We start from the raw sequence: 21,347 nt of genomic DNA, 5'->3' as shown, positions 1-21,347 counted from the left end.
TGTTGAAGGCTGGTGCGGCGGCAGACTAGCAAAACCTCTTGGGGACTCAAGGTGCGGCCGGAACGATTTGTGGCCGGAGGATCTCTCCTCCGGCCACCTCTCCGCATCAAGGGCGAGAACCCCCGCCCTTGCCCATGGCGGACAGTCGCTACTCGCGCTCACCGGTGAAGTTTAGCAGCAGCTGGAAGATGTTGATGAAGTTCAGGTAGAGCGAGAAAGCACCGAAAACAGCCAGCTTCTGGCGCGATTCCGCGTCGAAATTCTCGGCATATTGTTCCTTGATCGTCTGCGTGTCCCAGGCGGTCAGGCCGATGAAGACGGCGATGCCGATCACCGAAATGGCGAACTGCAGCGCGGTCGAACCGAGGAAGATGTTGACGATGCTGGCGATCACCACGCCGATCAGGCCCATGATCAGGAAGGACGAGAACTGCGTCAGGTCGCGCCTGGTCGTGTAGCCGTAGAGGCTGGTGGCGCCGAACATGGTGGCGGCGATGAAGAAGGTGCGCGCGATGCTGGTGCCGGTGAAAACCAGGAACACGGAGGCGAGCGACAGGCCCATCACCGCGCAGAAGGCCCAGAACATCGCCTGGGCGCTGGCCGCCGACATGGTCTGCATCTTGAACGAAAACAGCATGACGAAGGCCAGCGGCGCCAGCATCACCACCCATTTCAACGGGCTGGAGAAGATTGGCACGTAGAGCGCCGGCGTCGATGACACTAGGAACGCGACCAGGCCGGTGACCACGAGGCCAAGGCCCATATAGTTGTAGACGCGCAGCATATGCTGGCGCAGGCCCTCGTCAAAGACGGCTCCGGCCTGGGCGCCGGCGCCGACGCGATATCCCAGATTGGGCGTGTTCATTTGCAGTCTCCTTTGTGGCTCGGTCAGTAAAGCGTTCTGGCGAGCGTCTCGGCGGCGCGGTCGAGATCATGAACCCCGCTCCGCGCGACCACCGCATAGGCGACCTCGCCGATCTGGAAATAGGCCGAGGAAATGTCGCCCGACGGCGCGACGGTCGGCTTGACCACGTCGAAGGTTCCCGGCCGGATCGCAAACAGCGACACCAGGCCCATATCCTTGGTGTCGACAGCCATCTCGACGCTCGGGCCGAAGCGCGACGGGTAGATCTGCACGTCGCGCACCTTCCAGTCCTTTGGCAGTGACGGCATGACGATCGCGGTCGCCGCACGGATCTCGCCGGCACTGTAGTTGGGCGCTTCCGGCTGCGAGGGCATGGTCTCGCGCACCAGCGTCGTCCGGTGCGCGCGCACCGCCTCGTCGACATAGGCGGGCGGCTGCGGCGACGCGACGACCTTGGTCACCGACATCGGCCCGATGATGCCGTTTGCCACCCAGCCGGCGGCAACGAAGGCGGCAACGGCTGCAGCACGCTGCAGCACGCCGAAGATGCGGCCACGGACAAGTCCCCTCTCCAGCCGCCGCGCCGCGTCAGCGGTGGCCGGCCGTGCCATGCCCTTGGAGCCGGCAAGCGCCACGCGCAGTTCATCGCGGGTCCGCAGATCCGACATGACGCGCGCGGCGGCCTCCGGGCGTGTCGACAGGAAGGCTTCGACCTCGATGCGGCGGGTGACATCCAGCTGGTCGTCGACATAGGCGTCGAGGTCAGTTTCCGTCACAGGGTCGACAAGAGCGCTCATGGCTCACCTCCCACGATGCTGAGATGATTTCTTCCGCGCGCCGGGGCGGCATCTTCCATCTGGCGCAGTGCCGCGCGCGCCCTGCCGATGCGCGACATCAGCGTGCCCAGCGGCACGCCGGTGGCATTGGCCGCCTGCTGGTAGGAAAGCCCTTCGATGGCGACCAGATGCAGCGCCGAGCGCTGCTCTTCCGGCAGGTTGAAAAAGGCGTCCCGCACCTGCGCCAGGCGCACCGAATGTTCCTGCGGCGCCGGCGTAGCGGCGTCGGCGAGGTATCCGGCCTGTTCGATGCGCATCGCTTCCGAGCGGCGCGAGCGCATGCGGTCGACAAATGCGTTGTGGACGATGGACAGCAGCCAGGCACGCAGGTTTGCGCCCGAGCGGAAGGTGCCGCGCCGCTCATAGGCGCGCACAAGCGCGTCATGCACGAGATCCTCGGCATCCGCGCTGTCGCGCGTCAGCGACCGCGCATAGCGCCGCAGCGACCCGAGCTGTCCTATGATGTCAAAGCGTGGCATCGACCGTTTCATGCCCTGTTTACGGAGCATGTGGGGATGTTAATCCCGACCCGTGCCATTTTTCCTTGGCGGTTTCCCCGGAGGATTGCGCTCGCAGCCCCTCCGCCCGCCCGGCTCTTAGGGGCGAAGTGGTTTTGCCGGTTTGGGTGTAGTCACACCGCAAGCGCGCAACACCCATCGGCCGCCGTCGCTGCGAAAATCGGTGATGCTCAGCGGCTCGATATCAATCTTCCGACAGGCGGCAAGCGGAGCACCCAGAACGTGCACGATCGCGGTGCGAATGACACTGGCATGGGTCAGCGCGATGGTGTGGCCAGGCTCTGCCATCAACCGGTCCATTAACTCGGAAGCCCGGCGGCCAACGTCGGCCAGCGACTCGCCGCCATGCGGCGCTGCGTTGGGGTCGGTCAGCCAGGCGGCGATGTCGCCGGGCTGTTGGGCCTGCACGTCCTCAAAACTCTTCCCGGCCCAGCCTCCATGATCCTGGTCCGCCAGGAGCGGTTCGACCGATGCGTCCAGCGATAGCGCCTCGGCGGTCTGGCGGGCGCGAAGCGCGGGCGCTGTCCATGCGCGGTCGGCGCGGCGCAGCGTCCCGCGCATCGCCTTCGCCTGCGTCAGCGAGCGCGGGTCCAGCGGCTCATCGAGCGGAAACGAACCCCGCCGGGTCGCGGCCGTGGCGCCGTTGCAGATCATCGTCAGCCGTACGAGCATGAGGCAGTCATTCCTTGAGCCGCTTTCGAAGCGAGGCATACGCTGCAATTAGAATAGCTGCTATCGTTTCGAAAGGCCGCGCCCCCTGGGGTGCCGCCCTCCGTTTTGCGCAATTAAAACCGCTGGCGAAGCGCCTTCGATTTGCGTATCACTCCGCCGCGCAAACGGAACCATAACGATGTTCGAAGACCTGCAGCCAGCTCCCGCCGACAAGATCCTGGCCCTTATCGGCCTCTATCGCGCCGATCCGCGTCCCAACAAGGTCGACCTCGGCGTCGGCGTCTACAAGGATCGCGACGGCAAGACGCCGGTGATGCGCGCGGTGCGTGAGGCTGAAAAGCGGCTGCTGAACAGCCAGGACACCAAGACCTATCTCGGGCTCGCCGGCGACACCGGCTTCAACGCGGTGATGGCCAAGCTCGCCTTCGGGCCGGGCGCGGACATGACGCGCATCCGGGCGGCACAGGCGCCCGGCGGCTCCGGTGCGCTTCGCCTTGTGGCGGAGCTGCTCAAGCGGACGCGTTCGGACGCCACGATCTGGCTGTCGGACCCGACATGGCCGAACCACATGCCGGTGATGCGCGCAGCCGGCCTGCAGATTCGCGAATATCCCTATTTCGACGCTGCCTCCGGTGCTGTTCGTTTCGACGACATGCTGGCGGCGTTGCGAACGGCCAAGAGCGGCGACGTGGTGCTGTTGCATGGCTGCTGCCACAACCCGACCGGCGCCAACCTCGATGCGGGGCAGTGGCAGGCCGTCACCGATCTGGTCGTCGAGCGCGGCCTGCTGCCGTTCGTCGACATCGCCTATCAGGGCTTTGGCGACGGCCTCGAGGCCGACGCTCTCGGCCTGCGCCTGCTGGCGGCGAAAGTTCCGGAAATGGTCGTTGCCTCGAGCTGCTCGAAGAACTTCGCCGTCTATCGCGATCGTGTCGGCGCGGCGATGGTCTTGGCCAGGGACAGCGCGCAGGCCGACGTGGCGATGAGCCAGATGCTGTCGGCCGCACGCGCCATGTATTCAATGCCGCCCGACCATGGCGCGGCGGCGGTGCGCATCGTGCTGGAAGACGCAAGCCTGCGCGCCGACTGGGAAGCCGAGTTGGAAGAGATGCGCCTGCGCATGCTGAGGCTTCGCATGGCTTTCGCCGACGCGCTGCGCCGGCAGTCCAACTCCGACCGCTTCGACTTCGTCGCCAGCCATCGCGGCATGTTCTCGCGGCTTGGTCTCACGGAAGCGCAGGTCGAGCGGTTGCGTACCGAGCACGGCGTCTACATGGTCGGCGACAGCCGCATCAACGTCGCTGGATTGCCGGAGGACGGCATGGACGACCTCGCCAAGGCGATCGTCTCCGTGCTCGACTGAAGCGGCTCAGCTGTGGACAAGGCCCCCTCGCCGGCTGACAGTGTTGGCCGTGCGTCGGGTCGCAGGATAGCATCCGCCGCATGACGCCATCCAAAGACATTTCGCGCCTGATCGAGATCATGGCCGCGCTGCGCGCGCCGAGGACCGGCTGCCCCTGGGACATCGAGCAGGATTTCTCGACCATCGCGCCCTATACGATCGAGGAAGCCTACGAGGTGGCGGATGCCATCGCGCGCGGTGACCTCAACGATCTGCGCGATGAGCTCGGCGACCTCCTGCTGCAGGTCGTCTACCACGCGCAAATGGCCGAGGAAGCGGGCGAATTCGCCTTCCCGGATGTCGTCCAGGCCATCACCACCAAAATGATCCGGCGCCACCCGCATGTCTTCGGCGACGAGGAAGCCCGCGGCGCCGGCATGGCCAAGGGCATGTGGGAGAAGATCAAGGCCGAGGAGAAGGCGGAGAAACGGCAAGGCCGTCTCGCGCGCGGCCTCGACCCCGAAGACAATGGCAAGGGATTTCTGGACAGTGTTCCGGTCGCCCTGCCCGCTTTGACGCGAGCGCTAAAACTTCAGGAGAAGGCTGCCCGTGTCGGCTTCGACTGGAGCGAGGCAGCCCCCATCCTCGACAAGATCGAGGAGGAGATCGGCGAGTTGCGCGAGGCTCTGGCAAAGGGCGAGACGGCCTCGATCAAGGACGAGTTCGGCGACATGCTGTTCGCCGTCGTCAATCTCGGCCGTCATCTCAAGCTCGATTCGGAAGCCGCTTTGAGCGGCACCAACGAAAAATTCCGGACGCGCTTCCACTATGTCGAGCAGGCTCTCGAGAAGTCCGGCAACACACTGGAGAAGGCCACCCTGGACGAGATGGAAGCGCTCTGGCAGGAAGCGAAGAGCGCGAAGTAGGCCTGTAGATCGGCAATCCGGGACGGAAACGCGTTTAGACTTTTCCTATAGTTGCTCCGGCCTAGCCGTTGTTTTTGCGACGCAATCGGCTTTCGATCTCTTCGCGAGCGCTTTGTGTAGCCTTGAGCGAGATGGTGGCGCTGCCGTCTTCATTGTCGGTGCGCGAAACGATATCGCCATTGCGATACAGCCAATCGACAAAGCCAAATTGTGCCGGCTCGATCGTCACCGTCAGATCTTCGAGCTCGCCGGCCATGCGCGTCTCGATGAGCGCCTTAAGCGCATCGATGCCCTCGCCGGTCACCGCCGATATGGCGATCGGCGGACCCTTGCTGCCGTCCGCGGCATCGGCAAGCAGGCGGCTCCTGTTGCCTTCGTCCAGCAGATCGATCTTGTTCCAGACTTCGATCACACGCTTGGTGTCACCGGCGTCAACACCGAGGTCGGCCAGGATGCGCTCGACATCCTCGGCCTGTGCCGCCGTGTCGGGATCGGAAATGTCGCGCAGATGGATGACGAGATCGGCCTCGACCACCTCTTCCAGCGTGGCGCGAAAAGCCGCGATCAAATGCGTCGGCAGGTCGGAGATGAAGCCGACCGTGTCCGACAGGATGATCGGCGTGCCATGCGGCAGGCGCACGCGGCGCAGCGTCGGATCGAGCGTGGCGAACAGCATGTCCTGCGCCAGCACGTCCGCCCCGGTCAGCCGGTTGAACAGCGTCGACTTGCCGGCATTGGTGTAGCCGACGATCGCCACCACCGGGAACGGCACCTTCTTGCGCTTGGCGCGATGCAGGTCGCGGGTGCGACGCACCGTTTCCAGCTCGTGCTTCAGCTTGATGATCTTTTCCTGCAACTGCCGCCGGTCGGATTCGATCTGGGTTTCGCCGGGACCGCCGAGGAAGCCGGCGCCACCGCGCTGGCGTTCAAGGTGGGTCCAGCTGCGGACCAGGCGGCCCTTCTGATAGTTGAGATGGGCAAGCTCGACCTGCAGCGTGCCTTCCTTGGTGCGGGCGCGCTCGCCAAAGATTTCTAGGATCAGCCCGGTTCGGTCCAGAACCTTGGCATGCAGTTCCTTCTCGAGATTGCGTTGCTGCACCGGGGTCAGCGGATGGTCGACGATGACCAGCTCGGCGTCGTTGTCCTTGACGATTTGGGCGAACTCTTCGACCTTGCCGCTGCCGAGCAAGGTTGCTGGACGCGGATCGTTGACCGTCACGACAGCCGTGTGGACAGGGTCGAGATTGATGGCGCGCGCAAGGCCGATCGCCTCGTCATGGCGAGCGTCGGCCGAACGCGTCAGCCGCGGGCGGTTGGTGTCGTCGTCGCCGCGCGGCTGACGAGTAAGTACAGGCACAATGACGACAGCCCGGGTCGGCCCCTTGGCTTCCGTCCCGGGATGATGCGCTGGTTTTCCGCGAACCGTGCCGTCCGCGTCCTTCTCACGTGCCAATCAGGCGCCCTGGCTTTCCTCGCCATCGAACATCTGAACCGGCTGGCTCGGCATGATCGTGGAAATGGCGTGCTTGTAGACGAGCTGGGAGTGACCGTCGCGGCGCAGCAGCACACAGAAATTGTCGAACGAAGTGACCACGCCGGTCAGCTTCACGCCGTTGATGAGGAAGATGGTGAGCGGGTTCTTGCTCTTGCGAACTGAATTCAGGAACAGGTCCTGAAGATTTTGCGATCGTTCCGCCATTGTTCTTGTCTTTCGCCGATCCCCTTCGGTTTGCAAGCCAATGCGCCAAATTGTCGGGCACATGTCAAGCGCGCAAACACCGTCTTGTCGTCAGTAACGACAAGCAGAACGAGATATATTGATGTTCATTCCACCTGTGCGGTTATCAGGCTGGACTTTTTTCCGCAATGTCAAAAAAGGCCTGCCGTAACGAAAGTGTCACTGAGCCGGGGTGCCCGTTGGCCACAGGATCGCCGTCAATGGCCACGACCGGCATGGCGATCGTCGTGGCGGAACTGATGAACGCCTCGCGCGCCGCCTTGGCCTCGGCGACGGAAAAACCGCGCTCTTCGATCTTCAGGCCGAGCTTCGCCGCAACCTCGAACATGGTCGTGCGGGTGATGCCGCGCAGGATGCCGTGATCGGCCGGTCTGGTAACCAGGACGCCGTCCCTGGTGACGATCCAGGCGTTAGACGAGCCGCCTTCCTTGACGTTGCCTTCGGGGTCGACGAACCATGCCTCCTGCGCGCCGGCCTCCTTGGCTTTTTGCTTGGCCAATACATTGGGCAGCAGTCCGACGGTCTTGATATCGACCCGGTCCCAGCGATTCTCTGGCACGGTAATGATCGAGATCCCGGTCTCGGCTCGCTTTGCTCCAGCCGCCGGATCGGCCTTTTTGGCAGTGACCACCAAAGACGGCTTGGTGTCCGCCGACGGGAACACAAACTCGCGGCTGGCGACACCGCGCGTTACCTGCACATAGACCAGGCCGTTGACGACATGGTTGCGGTTGACCACTTCGCGCAGGATGAGCGGCAGCACGTTGCGCGCGACCGGCCATGCAATCGACAGTTCGGTCAGCGAGCGGTTGAGCCGGGCAAGATGGCGCGGCATGTCGACGATGAAGCCGCGCGCCACCTCGCAGACCTCATAGACGCCATCGGCGAACTGATAACCGCGATCCTCGATATGCACGGAAGCGTTCGCGTGAGCGACATAGCGCCCGTTGACATAGGCAATGCGCGGCATTGGCGACCCCTGAAAAATCTCGGGCCTTCTTATGCGATTCCGCCGCCGCCGTAACCGGCAAATGCTTGGACCACGCGCTGTTCAGCACAGGTCCCGCGCGTCAGACGCCCAGCGACTTCAGTTTGCGGTGCAGCGCCGAGCGCTCCATCCCGATGAACTCGGCGGTCTTCGAGATGTTGCCGCCAAAGCGGTTGATCTGGGCGATCAGATAGTCCTTCTCGAACTGTTCGCGCGCCTCGCGCAGCGGCAGCGCCATGATGTGCTGGTCGGACTGATTCGGCGTGCGCGGCATGACATCGCCGATCTCGGACGGCAGAAGGTCCGCGGTGATCGGCGCATCGACGTCGTCGCCGCGCGCCAGGATCATCAGGCGCTCGACATTGTTGCGCAGCTGACGCACGTTGCCCGGCCAATTGTGCGCCTGCAGCACGGCAAGCGCATCGTCGCCGATACGGCGCGGCTTGATGCCGGCCTGGCGGGCGATCTGCTTCATGAAATTGTCGACGAGATAGGGAATATCCTCGCGCCGTTCGGCCAGCCCCGGCACCATCACCGGAACCACCGCCAGGCGATGATAGAGATCCTCGCGGAAACGCCCGTCGGCGATCATGGCTTCCAGGTTCTGCGAGGTCGAGGAGATGATGCGGACATCGACCTTGACCCGTTTGGTGCCCCCTACCCGCTCGAACTGCTGCTCGACCAGCACACGCAGGATCTTGTTCTGCGTCTCGCGCGGCATGTCGGCCACTTCATCGATGTAGAGGATGCCGCGATGGGCTTCTTCCAGCGCGCCGACCTTGCGCTCGACACCGTTCGATTCGGTACCGAACAGTTCGATCTCCATGCGCTCGGGCGTGATGTTGGCAGCGCTCAGGGTCACGAACGGCCCGCCCTTGCGGGCCGACAGCGTGTGGATGGCGCGCGCCGCCAGTTCCTTGCCTGATCCGGACGGGCCGATGATCATCACACGGCTGTTGGTCGGCGCGACGCGCTCGATGGTCTGGCGCAGTTGGCTCATCGCCGACGACATGCCGATCAGGTCGAAGGTTTCGCCGCTGCGCTGCTTGAGGTCGGAAACCTCGCGCCGCAACTTCGAGGTTTCGAGCGCACGCTCGGCGATGAGGATCAGCCTGTCGGCCTTGAACGGCTTCTCGATAAAATCGTAGGCGCCACGGCGGATGGCCGAGACCGCCGTTTCGATGTTGCCGTGACCGGAGATCATCACCACCGGCAGAGTGGGATGCATGGTCTTGATCTCGTCGAGCAGCGCCAGGCCGTCCAGGCGCGAGCCCTGCAGCCAGATGTCGAGGAAAATCAACCTCGGCGCCCGATCGGCTATGGCCGCCAACGCGCTGTCGGCGTCAAATGCCGTACGGGTTTCGTGACCTTCGTCGCTCAGTATGCCTGCGACGAGCTCGCGGATGTCTTCCTCGTCATCGACGATGAGAATATCAGACGCCATTACCGACCTTTTCAGTTTCTCTTTCGTGTTCCGTCTTGCCTTCGCCGCGCAACGGCGTGACGGCCGCGGGCGGCAGGATGATGCTGATCATCGCCCCGCGGCCACCATGGAAGTCTGCAGGCGCATCATGAAGTTCCAGCCTGCCGCCATGGTCCTCCACGATCTTCTTGACGATAGCGAGACCAAGCCCGGTGCCCTTCTCGCGCGTGGTCATATAGGGCTCGAGCAACCGTTGGCGATTCTCCCGCGGCAGGCCTTTGCCATTGTCGATGACGTCGATTCGAATCGCGCCATTCTGACGGCCGGCTTGAATCCGGATTATGCCGTGCGAGCCGTCCTTTTGTTCCAGTCCGTCGATCGCCTCGGCGGCGTTCTTGATCACATTGCCGAAAGCCTGCGCCAAAAGGCGGCTGTCGAACGTGCCCTTGAGCGGTTCGTTGCCGAAAATCCGCTCGAAGGTGATGTCGGCGCGGCTGACTTCGACCAGGAAGGACGCCTCACGCAGCGATTCGCGCAGATCGATGGCTTTCATCTCGGGCTTGGGCATGCGCGCGAAGGCGGAGAATTCGTCGACCATCCGGCCGATGTCCTCGACCTGCCGGATGATGGTGTCGGTGCATTGGTCGAAAACCTCACGGTCTTCGGTGATGACCTTGCCATAGCGGCGCTTGATGCGCTCGGCCGAAAGCTGGATCGGCGTCAGCGGGTTCTTGATCTCGTGGGCGATGCGCCGCGCCACATCGGCCCAGGCGGAAGAACGCTGCGCCTGGACCAGATCGGTGATGTCGTCGACGGTCACGACGTAGGATTTCTCCTCCGAGCCGTCATCGCCCGCCTCGACGGTGATCTGCACGTTGAAAGTACGCTCGGTCCCGGCGCGGAAAAACGTCACCTGCTCTCGGTAGACGGGCTTGCCCGACTGGCGACCGATCTCGAAGACACGGCCAACATGCGGCAGAATGGCGGAAAGGTTCTGCCCGAGTGCGGCACTGGCGGAGACGGCCAGCATCGATTCGGCTGAACGGTTGACGATGGTGACGATGCCGTAGGGATCGACGCCGATGACGCCGGCGGTGACACCGGCAAGCACGGCTTCGGAAAAGCGCCGCCGTTCGTCGATCAGGTCCTTTGCCGACAGGATCTCGTTGCGTTGCGATTTGAGCTCCAGCAGCATCTTGTTGAAGGTGTCGCCCAGCGAGGCGACGTCGCCGTCGGAAGGCCTGACCGGAACCGCGACGTCCAGATTGCCTGTCGCCACCTCGTCGGCGGCGCCGATAAGCTGGCGAATCGGCCGCACGAGACGGTCGGCGACCGCGATGCCGGTCCAGATTGCCGACAAGATGATGATCAGCGTCAGCGACAGATAGGGCAGCGCGAAGGCCACTTGCGAGGTGCGCCTGTTGTCTTCGAGATTGCGATACTCGTCGGTGTTGGACCTGACGATCTGCCGCGCCTTGATCACCTCGGGATCGACAAGGCGGATGGTGTAGAGGTAGAGGCCCTCGATCTCGCGCAGCTTGACGATGGCGCCCATGATGTTGCGGGTGCGCGGCTCTATCAGCACCGGTTTGCCGTCGGTGGCGCTGCTGACCGCGCCTTCCGGCGGTTCCGGCATGGCGAAATCGGCATCGGTCTGCGCGCTCATGACGAACGAACCGTCGGGCTTGATCAGCGCCGCATGGGCCAGCGACCGGCCCACCGCCTCCTTGTTCAGGAGGTCGAGAAAGCCTGTGCGATCAAGGCCGTAGAGTGTTCGCGACGCGTCGAGATCATAGGCCATCGACAGCGTCGTGCCCTGCAAGTTGCGGGCATTTTCCTGAACATAGGCATCGGCGATCGATAACGAGGAATTGACGATCGTCTTGGTGCGAATCTCGAACCAGCGATCGAGGCCGATATCGAGCGTGATCGAGGCGATAATGGCCACCATGATGGCGGGAATGGCGGCAACCAGCGCGAACATGGCAACGATGCGCACATGCAGCCGCGAGGCCGCCTTGCCATGCCGGCGCGCCATGACGATGCGATGCACCTCGCGCCCGACCAGCGCCATGAGGAACAGCACGAAAGCGGCGTTAAGCGCGATCAGCGCCCAGGTCGTCCTGGCGTCAGGCGCGATCGGCGTCGCGCCGACCAGGATAGTGAATGAAATGGCCGCCATGACCAGCGCGCCGACGACCGCCACCACGCCGGGCAGCGCCAGCAAGCGGCGTCCGTCGCGCGCGCCGGGTTCGCTGAATAGCGGTTGGTTGAGTACAGGTGCCTGCGGAGCCATGTCGCCGTCTGGGAGCCAATGATTGCGTCCGATCTATGCAACGCATTGTGGCGATTATGCAACAAGTGTGACAATGGCGGAAATCTTTCGCCGCTCAGTCCCCTGAAAAGAGTGCGTCAGACCAGCACTCAGCCCGGCCGCGACGATTTATAGACGTTGACGCCCAGTTCGCGAATCTTCTTGCGCAGCGTGTTGCGGTTCAGCCCCAGCAGTTCCGCAGCCTTGATCTGATTGCCGCGGGTTGCCGTCATCGAGGCCAGGACCAGCGGATATTCGACTTCGGACAGGATGCGCTGGTAGAGCCCGGCTGGCGGCAATTCGCCGGCAAACGAGGCGAAATAGCGCTGCAGGAAATGCTCCACCGCCTGGCCGATGGAAAGGTCGTCGGGAATGAGGTTGCCGCCGCCGGGGACCACGGGGCGCTCGCCGGTCTTCAGCTCCGCCTCGATGATTTCGGCGGAGATCTCATCCTGTGAATAGAGCGCGGCCAGCCGGCGAACCAGGTTTTCCAGTTCGCGCACATTGCCTGGCCACGGGTAGCGCTTCATCAGTTCGATGCCGCCGGATGAAATACGCTTGGTCTGCAGCCCTTCCATTTCGCCGAGCTTGAAGAAGTGGCGCACGAGATCGGGCACGTCCTCGGAGCGCTCGCGCAGCGCCGGCAACCTCAGCGGAACGACATTGAGACGATAGAACAGATCCTCGCGGAACAATCCCTGGTTGATTAGGGTACGCAGATCCTTGTTGGTGGCGGCGACGATGCGCACATCCGTCTTGATCGGCGTGCGGCCGCCGACCGTCGTGTATTCGCCCTGCTGCAGGACACGCAGCAGGCGCGTCTGCGCCTCCATCGGCATGTCACCGATCTCGTCGAGGAACAGCGTGCCGCCCTCGGCCTGCTCGAAGCGGCCGGTGGAGCGGTTCTGGGCGCCGGTGAAAGCGCCCTTCTCGTGGCCGAACAGTTCCGATTCGATCAGGTCGCGCGGGATCGCCGCCATGTTGATGGCAACGAACGGTCCGCCGCGACGGCGGCCATATTCATGCAGCGCGCGCGCCACCAGTTCCTTGCCGGTGCCGGATTCGCCCGAGATCATCACCGTCAGGTCGGTCTGCATCATGCGCGCCAGCATGCGATAGATGTCCTGCATGGCCGCCGACCGGCCGACCAGCGGCATCGTTTCGGGCTGCTCGTCGGGCCGCGCATCGATTTTCGGCCGGCGGGGCTCCGACAGCGCCCGGTTGACGATATTGAGCAGTTCGGTCAGATCGAACGGTTTCGGCAGATATTCATAGGCACCGGTCTCGGATGCACGGATCGCCGTCATGAACGTGTTCTGGGCGCTCATGACGATCACGGGCAGCTCTGGCCGCGCCTTCTTGATGCGCGGCAGCATGTCGAAGGCGTTCTCGTCCGGCATGACGACGTCGGTGATGACAAGGTCGCCTTCGCCCGCCGCCACCCAGCGCCACAAGGTCGAGGCGTTGGACGTGACGCGCACCTCGTGGCCGACGCGAGAGAGAGCCTGGTTGAGCACGGTGCGGATCGCCGCATCGTCATCGGCGACGAGAATATTGCCGCGAGCGGTCATTTGCGGTCTCCTTCACCGTCTTCTTCAGGGCCGAACGGCGTTTCCTTCCAGGCCGGCATCAGGATGCGGAAGGTGGTCCCGCGCGGGGTCGATTCGCATTCGATGATGCCGCCATGCTCGCCGACGATCTTGGCGACCAGCGCCAAGCCCAGCCCCGAGCCGTTCGGCTTGGTGGTGATGAAGGGATCGAACAGGATCGGCAGTATATCCTCCGAGACACCGGAGCCATTGTCGCGCACGCAGAATTCGAGCGGCAGCGACACGCGGTCCTGCGTGCCTGGAACCGAAACGCGGATGCCAGGCCGGAAGGCGGTCGACAGCACGATCTCGCCATGCGGGTCGCTGCCGATAGCCTCGGCGGCGTTCTTGACCAGGTTCAGGAACACCTGGATCAGCTGGTCGCGATTGGCGAATACCGGAGGCAATGATGGATCATAGTCCTCCAATATCTTGATTTTCTTCGCAAAACCGTTCTTTGCGATCGCCTTCACATGGTCGAGTACGACATGGATGTTGACGGGGTAGCGATCGATCGGCCGCTCGTCGGAAAACACCTCCATGCGATCGACCAGCGAGACGATGCGGTCCGTCTCGTCGGTGATCAGCCGGGTCAGAGCGCGGTCTTCATCGGAGGCGGACAGCTCGAGCAGTTGCGCGGCGCCGCGGATGCCGGAGAGCGGGTTCTTGATCTCGTGGGCGAGCATCGCTGCCAGGCCGGTCACAGAGCGTGCGGCACCGCGATGCGTCATCTGCCGGTCGATCTTGTCGGCCATCGACCGTTCCTGGAACATGACCACGACGGAGCCCGGGAATTCCGACACTGGCGCGACATAGAGATCGACGACCTTCTCGATGCCGAGGCGTGGCGACGACACATCGACCCGATACTCGTTGACCGGAGCCCGACGCTCGCGCACCTGATCGACCAGGGTCAGCAGCGGACTGCCGAAGGGGACGAGCTTGGCCAGCGTGTTGCGCGCCAGCATGGTCGCGCTGGAGCGAAAGAAATCCTCGGCATCGGCATTGGCGAAGGTGATGAACCCGTCCTCGCTGATCATGATCACCGGGCGGCGGATGGTGTTGAGGACGATCTGGGCGGCATCCACCATTTCAGTTCCCTGGCCAGCGGTGGCGTTCATGCGGCGCTCCGCAGGCTCAAGGGTTGCGGATCGCGCGAAAACACATTGCGCAGCAAGGCAATGACGCGAGCCGGATCGAACGTCGTCAGGATAGCCTTTCGGTCTTCGTCGGCGACGCCAACGGCATGGTGATCGAGATACCAGCCCAGATGCTTGCGCGCCTGGCGCAAACCGCTCTCGACGCCATAAAGCGCCAGCATGTCCTCGTAGTGACCGACGACATAGTCGGCCAGAGCCGCGGGAGTCTGCGGCACGTTGGCCGCCGTTTGGCCCGCCGCAGCTGCCGCGATGCCACCGGCGATCCAGGGCGCGCCGTAATGCGCGCGGCCGACCATCACAGCATCGGCGCCCGATTGGTCGAGAATGGCGGCTGCCTCGGCCGGGGAACAGACATCGCCATTGGCAACGACCGGAATGGACACGGCTTCCTTGACACGGGCGATGGCACGCCAGTCGGCCTTGCCCTGGTAGAACTGGCAGCGCGTGCGGCCGTGCACCGTCACCATCTTGACGCCCGCCTGCTCGGCACGGCGCGCGAGGATGGGCGCATTGAACGCGCCTTCGTCCCAGCCGAGCCGCATCTTGACCGTCACCGGCACCTTGACCGCGCCGACCACAGCCTCGATCAGCGACAGCGCATGGTCAAGATCCAGCATCAATGCCGAGCCGGCATAACCACCGGTGACCTTCTTGGCCGGGCAGCCCATGTTGATGTCGATGATGTCGGCGCCCTCGCCTGCGGCAATCCGTGCGCCTTCGGCCATGTGGATCGCTTCGCGGCCGGCTAGCTGCACCATATGGACCGGCAGGCCGGAATGCCGTATGCGCAGGTCGAAGCCGGCCCTACCCTTGGCGAGTTCGCCGCTTGCCACCATTTCGGACACGACCAGGCCCGCGCCATGCGCATGGGCGCGCTGCCGGAAGGGCTCGTCGGTGATTCCCGACATCGGCGCGAGGAATACGCGGTTGCGGATTTCCACGCCGCCGACGTTCAAAGGCGCGGCCAATCTGGTTGAGTTAACCATGCACAAAAACCAAGCATGTCCATTCGTTGCACATTCTCTAGCCATATCAGCGGCAATGTGCAACGCGGAATGACGTCACATTGAGGCGCAATTGGGAAAATTCCAGAGCCTTGGGGATTTGCCGTGGCCAAGGCGCCGCGCGTCCTTCATGCCGTGTGAAGGAGGCTTTGAGTTCATATTTGACGCACGATCTTTTCGGAAAACCAATTACACTTTTGGGGATCGTGCGCTAAGCCAATCGCCATGACTGACGGAAGTGAAAACTCGAGCGCGACAGGTGGGGTTGCGGTGGTGATCGTCGCCGCCGGCCGCGGCGCTCGTGCCGGGCAGGCCAACGGACCCAAGCAGTACCAGAACATTGGCGGCCGCGCTGTCATTGCGCACACGCTGGAGATGTTTCTGACCCATCCGCGAACTGGCCGGATCGTTGTCGCCATTCATGCCGACGACCACGAATTGTTCCGGCAAGCAGCGGGCGCACAGGCACAGCGCGTCACTGCCATCATTGGCGGACCGACCAGGCAGGAGTCCGTTCGGCTCGGGCTGCTGGCGCTGAAGGAACACGCGCCGGGCCAGGTTCTGATTCACGACGCCGTCCGCCCGTTCGTCGATGCGGAGTTGATCGACCGCACCATCGCCGCCATCGGCGAGAACGAGGGGGCGTTGCCCGCCCTGCCCGTCGCCGACACGCTGAAGCGCGAGTCGGCCGCCGGCGTGGTCGCGGAGACCGTTTCCCGCAGCGGGCTGCACGCGGCGCAAACGCCGCAAGGTTTTCCCTACGGGCCGATCCTTGCCGCGCACGACAGGGCCTACCAACTGGGCAGGCTGGATTTCACCGATGACGCGGCCATCGCCGAATGGGCGCAGATTCCAGTCAATCTCGTTCCGGGCTCGCCGGACAATGTCAAACTCACCTGGGCACGGGACATCGCCATGGCGCACCAGCGGCTTTCCAGCGAACGCACGCATTTCCCCGACATCCGCACCGGCAACGGCTACGATGTCCACGCCTTTGAGCCCGGCGATCACGTCACACTGTGCGGCGTCGCCATTCCACATGACAAGAAACTGTCCGGTCATTCCGATGCCGATGTCGGCCTGCACGCCTTGACCGACGCCCTGCTGGCAACCTGCGGCGCCGGCGACATCGGCACGCATTTTCCGCCATCCGATCCGCAGTGGAAAGGTGCGGCGTCGCGGATCTTCGTCGAACACGCGGCGAAGCTGGTGCGCGAGCGCGGCGGACGCATCGCCAATGCCGACGTCACATTGATCTGCGAGGCGCCGCGCGTCGGGCCGCATCGCGAGGCGATGACGGCAGCCCTGTCGCGGATGCTGGGGATTTCCGCCGACCGTATCTCGATCAAGGCGACAACCAACGAAAAATTGGGCTTTGTCGGTCGTGAAGAAGGCATTGCGGCGATCGCCACCGCCAGCGTGGTGTTCCCCGGCGAGGTGCCGGAATGAGCAACGCCGAACTGGCCATTGCCCTGTTCGAGGCCTGCCGCGAACGCGGCATCATGGTGGCGACGGCGGAAAGCTGCACCGGCGGCATGATCATCGCCGCGCTGACCGACATTGCCGGTTCCTCGGCCGTGGTCGATCGCGGCTTCATCACCTATTCCAACGACGCCAAGATGGACATGCTTGGCGTTTCAGCGGCGACGCTCGAGGCGCATGGCGCGGTGTCCCGCGAGACGGCGATCGAGATGGCGGCCGGAGCACTTGCCCGTTCGCGAGCGGGACTAACCCTTGCGGTCACCGGCATCGCCGGGCCAGGCGGCGGTTCGTCGCAGAAGCCTGTCGGCCTGGTGTGGTTCGGCGTCGGACTGGAAGGCCAAACCGTGACGGCCGAACACAGGCAGTTTGCAGATAAGGGCCGCGATTTCATCCGCCGTGAGACGGTCGGGCACGCCCTGGAGCTTGGGCTGCGAGCGCTTGGCCGGATTTAGGTCGACGACGCGACGCCATAGATGACGTCGGCACGCTTTTCGAAAGCCTCGGCGAACATGCGGAAGGCACGGTCGAACATGGTGCCCATCAGCGCGCCCAGGATACGGCTCTTGAACTCATAGTCGATGAAGAAGCGAACGGCACAGCCGGCGCCATCGGGCTCGAAACGCCAGACATTGCTCAGATATTTGAACGGACCATCGATATACTTCACGTCGATGGCGTTCTCGTCGGGCTTCAAAAGCACCTGCGTGGTGAAGGTCTCGCGGATCGCCTTGTAGCCGATGCTCATGTCGGCCAGCAGAACGGTACGTCCGTCACGCTCCTTGCGCGAGCGTACCGTCAGCGCTTCGCAAAGCGGCAGGAATTGCGGATAGGCCTCGACATCGGCTACCAGCGCAAACATCTGTTGCGGCGTATGGGCGACGCGGCGGGTGGCTTCGAATTTCGGCATTCAACCAGCGCTAGACCGACTTCTGAAGCTGTGCTTCCCGCGCCGCGCGCAGCCGGGCGAAATCGTCGCCGGCATGGTGCGATGAGCGCGTCAGCGGGCTCGATGCCACCAGCAGGAAACCCTTGGTCCGGCCGATCGTCTCGAAGGACTTGAACTCTTCGGGCGTGATGAAGCGGATCACCGGATGGTGCTTCTTCGACGGCTGCAGATACTGGCCGATGGTCATGAAGTCGACATTGGCCGTGCGCAGATCGTCCATCAGCTGCAGGATTTCATTCCGCTCCTCGCCCAGGCCGACCATGATGCCGGACTTGGTGAAGATCGACGGATCGAGTTCCTTGACCCGTTGCAACAGCCGGATCGAGTGGAAATAGCGGGCACCCGGCCGAACCTTCAGATAATTCGACGGCACGGTTTCGAGATTGTGGTTGAAGACGTCGGGCTTGGCCGCCACCACAATCTCCAGCGCGCCGTCCTTGCGCAGGAAATCAGGCGTCAGGATTTCGATCGTCGTCGACGGCGTTGCCGCGCGGATCGCGCGGATGACATCGGCAAAGTGCTGCGCACCGCCATCGGCAAGATCGTCGCGGTCGACGGAGGTGATGACGACGTGGTTCAGCCCCATCTGCCTGACGGCATGCGCGACGCGGGCCGGCTCGTCGGGGTCGAGTGCGGTCGGAATGCCGGTGGCGACATTGCAGAAGGCGCAGGCGCGCGTGCAGATCTCGCCCATGATCATGAAGGTGGCGTGCTTCTTGTCCCAGCACTCGCCGATGTTGGGGCAACCAGCCTCTTCGCAGACCGTCACCAGCTTGTGCGATTTGACGATCTCGCGTGTCTCGGCATAGCCCTTGGAGACCGGCGCCTTGACGCGAATCCAGTCCGGCTTGCGCAACACCTCCTGGTCGGGCTTGTGCGCCTTCTCGGGGTGCCGCAGCCGTGGCGCGTTGGCGATCGTGTCGAGGACAGTAACCATCTGGACCCTGGCTTTTCTCGCGACCGCCCGTCGGCGATCGTCACTTCATCGTCATCTAGGACTTTTCGGCGCAAAGAAAAAGGCAGCGGCGGCGCATGCCGCTACAACCGTTTTCGCATAGCCGGGAACGGTACCGACTAGCGGCGCACCAGGCGACCGACCCAGATCAGCAGGCAGGCACCGATGAAGCCGGTGATCAGATAGGCGGTCCAGCCGACTCCGAACGGGCCGAAATTGAGCGCCTGCAGGATGGCGTTCAACACGATCGCTCCAACGATGCCCATGATAATGTTCATGAAAATGCCAGTGTTGCTCTTCATGACCATTTCGGCGAACCAGCCTGCCAGGCCGCCGATAATGATGGCTGCGATCCAGCCCACGCCGTTCAAGTGCATATGCCTTCTCCTTGCGCGCGTAAAAATGCATGCGGAAACGAGCTGCCTTGCCGTCGAACTCCTGCGGCTTTCGCGGCTGAGTCTCTTGCGGCGAATCTATCATGCGTTCAGCGCGCGGCCATAGGCGTCGAGCACGCTCTCCTTCATCATCTCCGACAGCGTCGGATGCGGGAAGATGGTGTGCATCAGCTCTTCCTCGGTCGTCTCCAAGTTCATCGCGACGACAAAGCCCTGGATCAGTTCGGTCACCTCGGCGCCGACCATATGGGCGCCGAGCAGCTGACCGGTCTTCTTGTCGAAGATGGTCTTGATGAAGCCCTGATCCTCGCCAAGCGCGATCGCCTTGCCGTTGGCGGCGAACTGGAAGCGGCCGACGCGGATATCCTTGCCTTCGGCCTTGGCCTTGGCTTCCGTCAGGCCGACGGAGGCGACCTGCGGATTGCAGTAGGTGCAGCCGGGGATCTTGAGCTTGTCGATGGCGTGCACGCCGGGGAAGTTGGCGATCTTTTCCACGCACACGACGCCCTCATGCTCGGCCTTGTGGGCAAGCATGGGCGGGCCGGCGACATCGCCAATGGCGTAGATGCCGGGTACGTTCGTCTTGCCGTAGCCGTCGACGACGACGCAGCCGCGGTCGGTCTTCACGCCGAGCGCTTCAAGGCCGAGATTCTCGATATTGCCCTGGACGCCGACGGCCGAGATCATGCGGTCGGCGGTGATCTTCTCGACCTTGCCGTCCTTCATCTCGACATGCGCGGTGACCGAGTTGGCGCCCTTCTCGACCTTGGTCACCTTGGCTTCGAGAATGATCTTCATGCCTTGCTTCTCGAACTGTTTTTGCGCGAATTTCGAGACTTCGGCGTCCTCGACCGGCATCACCGCCGGCAACAGCTCGACCACCGTCACCTCGGCGCCCATGGTGCGGTAGAAGGAAGCAAATTCGATGCCGATGGCGCCCGAGCCCATCACCAGCAGCGATTTCGGCATCTCCTTTGGCACCATGGCCTCGAAATAGGTCCAGATGAGCTTGCCGTCCGGCTCGATGCCGGGCAGCGCGCGCGGCCGCGCGCCGGTCGCCAGGATGATGTGCTTGGCGGTGTAGGTGCCCTCGCCCTTGACGCCCTTCGGCACCGGCGGCTGCGGTTCCATCGGCTTCTTGGCCGTCTTGGAGACGACGACCTCGCCGGGTTTCGACAGCTTGGCTTCGCCCCAAATGACGTCGACCTTGTTCTTCTTCATCAGGAAGGCAACGCCGCCATTGAGCCGCAGCGAGACTTTGCGCGAGCGATCAACGACGGCCGAGGTGTCGACGCTGACCTTGCCGTCGAGCTTCAGGCCATAGTCCTTCAGATGGTCGGAATAGTGCATGATCTCGGCCGAGCGGAGCAGCGCCTTGGTCGGAATGCAGCCCCAGTTGAGGCAGATGCCGCCAAGATGCTCGCGCTCGACGATCGCCGTCTTGAAGCCGAGCTGGGCGGAACGCACCGCCGTGACATAGCCGCCGGGGCCGGAGCCGATGATGATGACGTCGTAGTTCTCAGCCACGGATTTTCTCCTTCAGTCACAATTCCAGCATGACGCGCACGACCGATGTCAGCGTCTTGCCGATGTTTCGCGTGTTTTCGGCATCGAGATGGACGCCGTCGAGCGGTGTGGTTTGCGCCACCGTGCCGGCATCGAAGAAGCCGCAGCCGACTTCGTCGGCGAGCGCCGCATATTGCGGGGCAAGCTGCTTCGACGCCTCATCGCCGCCGGCAAACATGTCCCTGAAATCGGCATTTTCGGTGCGGCTTACAACGGGCGGCGACACAATGAGTATCTGTGGCGCCGGCCAGTCGAACGGATAGTCATGACCACGCACGATGTCGATCAACCGTTGGATGCCTTGCTTGGCCGCGACCGGATTGCCGTGGATCCAAGGCTTCATGTCGTTGGCGCCGAGCATGATGATGATCAGATCGATCGGTGCATGCGTCGTCAGCACCGTCGGCAACAGCCGCGCGCCGTTGCGATCGGCACCTGCCAGATGGTCGTCGAAGGCCGTGGTGCGGCCATTGAGTCCGTCGGCGATAACCTGGACGCCACTGCCAAGGCCGGCCTGCAGGACGCTTGGCCAGCGGTCTTCCAGCGCATGACGCCCGCCTTCGGCGTTGTAACCCCAGGTCAGCGAGTCGCCGTAGCAAAGCACCGTCTTCATGCGTTCACCTGTGCA

At 63.5% G+C, this 21,347-nt stretch carries 21 protein-coding genes; 4 read left to right on the top strand and 17 right to left on the bottom strand.

From position 1 onward, the window contains the following. Positions 1–148 precede the first annotated feature (148 nt). The 4 genes from CK228_RS18125 to CK228_RS18110 all read right to left on the bottom strand — a co-directional run bounded on the left by CK228_RS18125 (position 149) and on the right by CK228_RS18110 (position 2,891). Positions 149–865, bottom strand: a complete 717-nt coding sequence (locus CK228_RS18125; protein WP_095775749.1) for a Bax inhibitor-1/YccA family protein — start codon at positions 863–865, stop codon at positions 149–151. A 23-nt stretch (positions 866–888) separates the two neighbouring features. Beyond that, positions 889–1,662 (bottom strand): anti-sigma factor, encoded by a 774-nt coding sequence (locus tag CK228_RS18120; protein ID WP_095788732.1) that lies wholly within the window; start codon positions 1,660–1,662, stop codon positions 889–891. Next, positions 1,659–2,210: a sigma-70 family RNA polymerase sigma factor gene (locus CK228_RS18115; RefSeq protein WP_095788731.1), complete on the bottom strand. Its 552-nt coding sequence runs from the start codon at positions 2,208–2,210 to the stop codon at positions 1,659–1,661. Before CK228_RS18115 ends, CK228_RS18120 begins: the two co-directional genes overlap by 4 nt. An 87-nt stretch (positions 2,211–2,297) precedes the next feature. After that, positions 2,298–2,891 (bottom strand): histidine phosphatase family protein, encoded by a 594-nt coding sequence (locus CK228_RS18110; RefSeq protein WP_095788847.1) that lies wholly within the window; start codon positions 2,889–2,891, stop codon positions 2,298–2,300. 178 nt (positions 2,892–3,069) lie between these two features. On the opposite strand from CK228_RS18110, the gene CK228_RS18105 reads away from it, so the two are divergent. Both CK228_RS18105 and mazG read left to right on the top strand, forming a co-directional pair. Further along, entirely contained in the window at positions 3,070–4,254 is a 1,185-nt protein-coding gene (locus tag CK228_RS18105; protein ID WP_095788730.1) for an amino acid aminotransferase, read from the top strand. Between the two features lie 80 nt (positions 4,255–4,334). Further along, on the top strand, positions 4,335–5,159 hold the full coding sequence (gene mazG, locus CK228_RS18100; RefSeq protein ID WP_095788729.1) for a nucleoside triphosphate pyrophosphohydrolase: 825 nt from the start codon (positions 4,335–4,337) through the stop codon (positions 5,157–5,159). Positions 5,160–5,220: 61 nt separating this feature from the next. Here mazG and hflX read toward each other — a convergent pair whose 3' ends face one another. The 8 genes from hflX to dusB all read right to left on the bottom strand — a co-directional run bounded on the left by hflX (position 5,221) and on the right by dusB (position 15,357). Beyond that, a complete protein-coding gene (gene hflX, locus CK228_RS18095) occupies positions 5,221–6,612 on the bottom strand; it encodes a GTPase HflX (protein WP_095788728.1) in 1,392 nt (463 codons plus the stop codon). Further along, on the bottom strand, positions 6,613–6,858 hold the full coding sequence (hfq, locus tag CK228_RS18090) for an RNA chaperone Hfq (protein WP_006202172.1): 246 nt from the start codon (positions 6,856–6,858) through the stop codon (positions 6,613–6,615). Between the two features lie 145 nt (positions 6,859–7,003). Further along, positions 7,004–7,867, bottom strand: coding sequence for a D-amino-acid transaminase (locus CK228_RS18085; RefSeq protein ID WP_095775755.1), 864 nt, complete (start codon positions 7,865–7,867; stop codon positions 7,004–7,006). Between the two features lie 100 nt (positions 7,868–7,967). Beyond that, positions 7,968–9,329, bottom strand: a complete 1,362-nt coding sequence (locus tag CK228_RS18080; RefSeq protein WP_095775756.1) for a sigma-54 dependent transcriptional regulator — start codon at positions 9,327–9,329, stop codon at positions 7,968–7,970. Continuing rightward, complete coding sequence (locus CK228_RS18075; RefSeq protein WP_095775757.1) at positions 9,319–11,604, bottom strand: PAS domain-containing sensor histidine kinase; 2,286 nt, start codon at positions 11,602–11,604, stop codon at positions 9,319–9,321. The genes CK228_RS18080 and CK228_RS18075 overlap by 11 nt, the downstream gene beginning before the upstream one ends. Positions 11,605–11,732: 128 nt before the next feature. Next, entirely contained in the window at positions 11,733–13,193 is a 1,461-nt protein-coding gene (ntrC, locus tag CK228_RS18070) for a nitrogen regulation protein NR(I) (protein ID WP_010909344.1), read from the bottom strand. After that, positions 13,190–14,332 carry a nitrogen regulation protein NR(II) gene (locus CK228_RS18065; protein WP_095788727.1) on the bottom strand — a complete coding sequence of 381 codons (1,143 nt, stop codon included), beginning with the start codon at positions 14,330–14,332 and terminating at the stop codon, positions 13,190–13,192. The genes ntrC and CK228_RS18065 overlap by 4 nt, the downstream gene beginning before the upstream one ends. Continuing rightward, a complete protein-coding gene (dusB, locus tag CK228_RS18060) occupies positions 14,329–15,357 on the bottom strand; it encodes a tRNA dihydrouridine synthase DusB (protein ID WP_095788726.1) in 1,029 nt (342 codons plus the stop codon). Before dusB ends, CK228_RS18065 begins: the two co-directional genes overlap by 4 nt. A 243-nt stretch (positions 15,358–15,600) precedes the next feature. Between dusB and CK228_RS18055 the strand changes: the two genes are divergently transcribed. Both CK228_RS18055 and CK228_RS18050 read left to right on the top strand, forming a co-directional pair. Next, positions 15,601–16,824 (top strand): bifunctional 2-C-methyl-D-erythritol 4-phosphate cytidylyltransferase/2-C-methyl-D-erythritol 2,4-cyclodiphosphate synthase, encoded by a 1,224-nt coding sequence (locus tag CK228_RS18055; protein ID WP_095775761.1) that lies wholly within the window; start codon positions 15,601–15,603, stop codon positions 16,822–16,824. Continuing rightward, the gene (locus CK228_RS18050; protein ID WP_095788725.1) at positions 16,821–17,309 is read left to right on the top strand and encodes a CinA family protein; all 489 of its coding nucleotides are present in this window, start codon (positions 16,821–16,823) and stop codon (positions 17,307–17,309) included. Before CK228_RS18055 ends, CK228_RS18050 begins: the two co-directional genes overlap by 4 nt. On the opposite strand, the gene CK228_RS18045 is transcribed toward CK228_RS18050, so the two are convergent. The 5 genes from CK228_RS18045 to CK228_RS18025 form a co-directional block, all read right to left on the bottom strand. Then, positions 17,306–17,764 carry a type II toxin-antitoxin system RatA family toxin gene (locus tag CK228_RS18045; RefSeq protein ID WP_095775763.1) on the bottom strand — a complete coding sequence of 153 codons (459 nt, stop codon included), beginning with the start codon at positions 17,762–17,764 and terminating at the stop codon, positions 17,306–17,308. The genes CK228_RS18050 and CK228_RS18045 overlap by 4 nt on opposite strands. Before the next feature lie 10 nt (positions 17,765–17,774). Further along, the gene (gene lipA / locus CK228_RS18040) at positions 17,775–18,740 is read right to left on the bottom strand and encodes a lipoyl synthase (RefSeq protein ID WP_095788724.1); all 966 of its coding nucleotides are present in this window, start codon (positions 18,738–18,740) and stop codon (positions 17,775–17,777) included. A gap of 137 nt (positions 18,741–18,877) precedes the next feature. Then, positions 18,878–19,135, bottom strand: a complete 258-nt coding sequence (locus tag CK228_RS18035; RefSeq protein WP_095775765.1) for a GlsB/YeaQ/YmgE family stress response membrane protein — start codon at positions 19,133–19,135, stop codon at positions 18,878–18,880. A gap of 99 nt (positions 19,136–19,234) precedes the next feature. Continuing rightward, positions 19,235–20,680 (bottom strand): dihydrolipoyl dehydrogenase, encoded by a 1,446-nt coding sequence (gene lpdA, locus CK228_RS18030; protein WP_095788723.1) that lies wholly within the window; start codon positions 20,678–20,680, stop codon positions 19,235–19,237. Between the two features lie 16 nt (positions 20,681–20,696). Then, positions 20,697–21,332: an SGNH/GDSL hydrolase family protein gene (locus tag CK228_RS18025; RefSeq protein WP_095775767.1), complete on the bottom strand. Its 636-nt coding sequence runs from the start codon at positions 21,330–21,332 to the stop codon at positions 20,697–20,699. Between the last annotated feature and the right edge of the window lie 15 nt (positions 21,333–21,347).

The organism is Mesorhizobium sp. WSM4312, from assembly GCF_002294875.1.
Taxonomy (GTDB): Bacteria; Pseudomonadota; Alphaproteobacteria; order Rhizobiales; family Rhizobiaceae; genus Mesorhizobium.
Note: the sequence above shows the minus strand (reverse complement) of the source record. Positions and strands in the feature narration are given on the sequence as shown.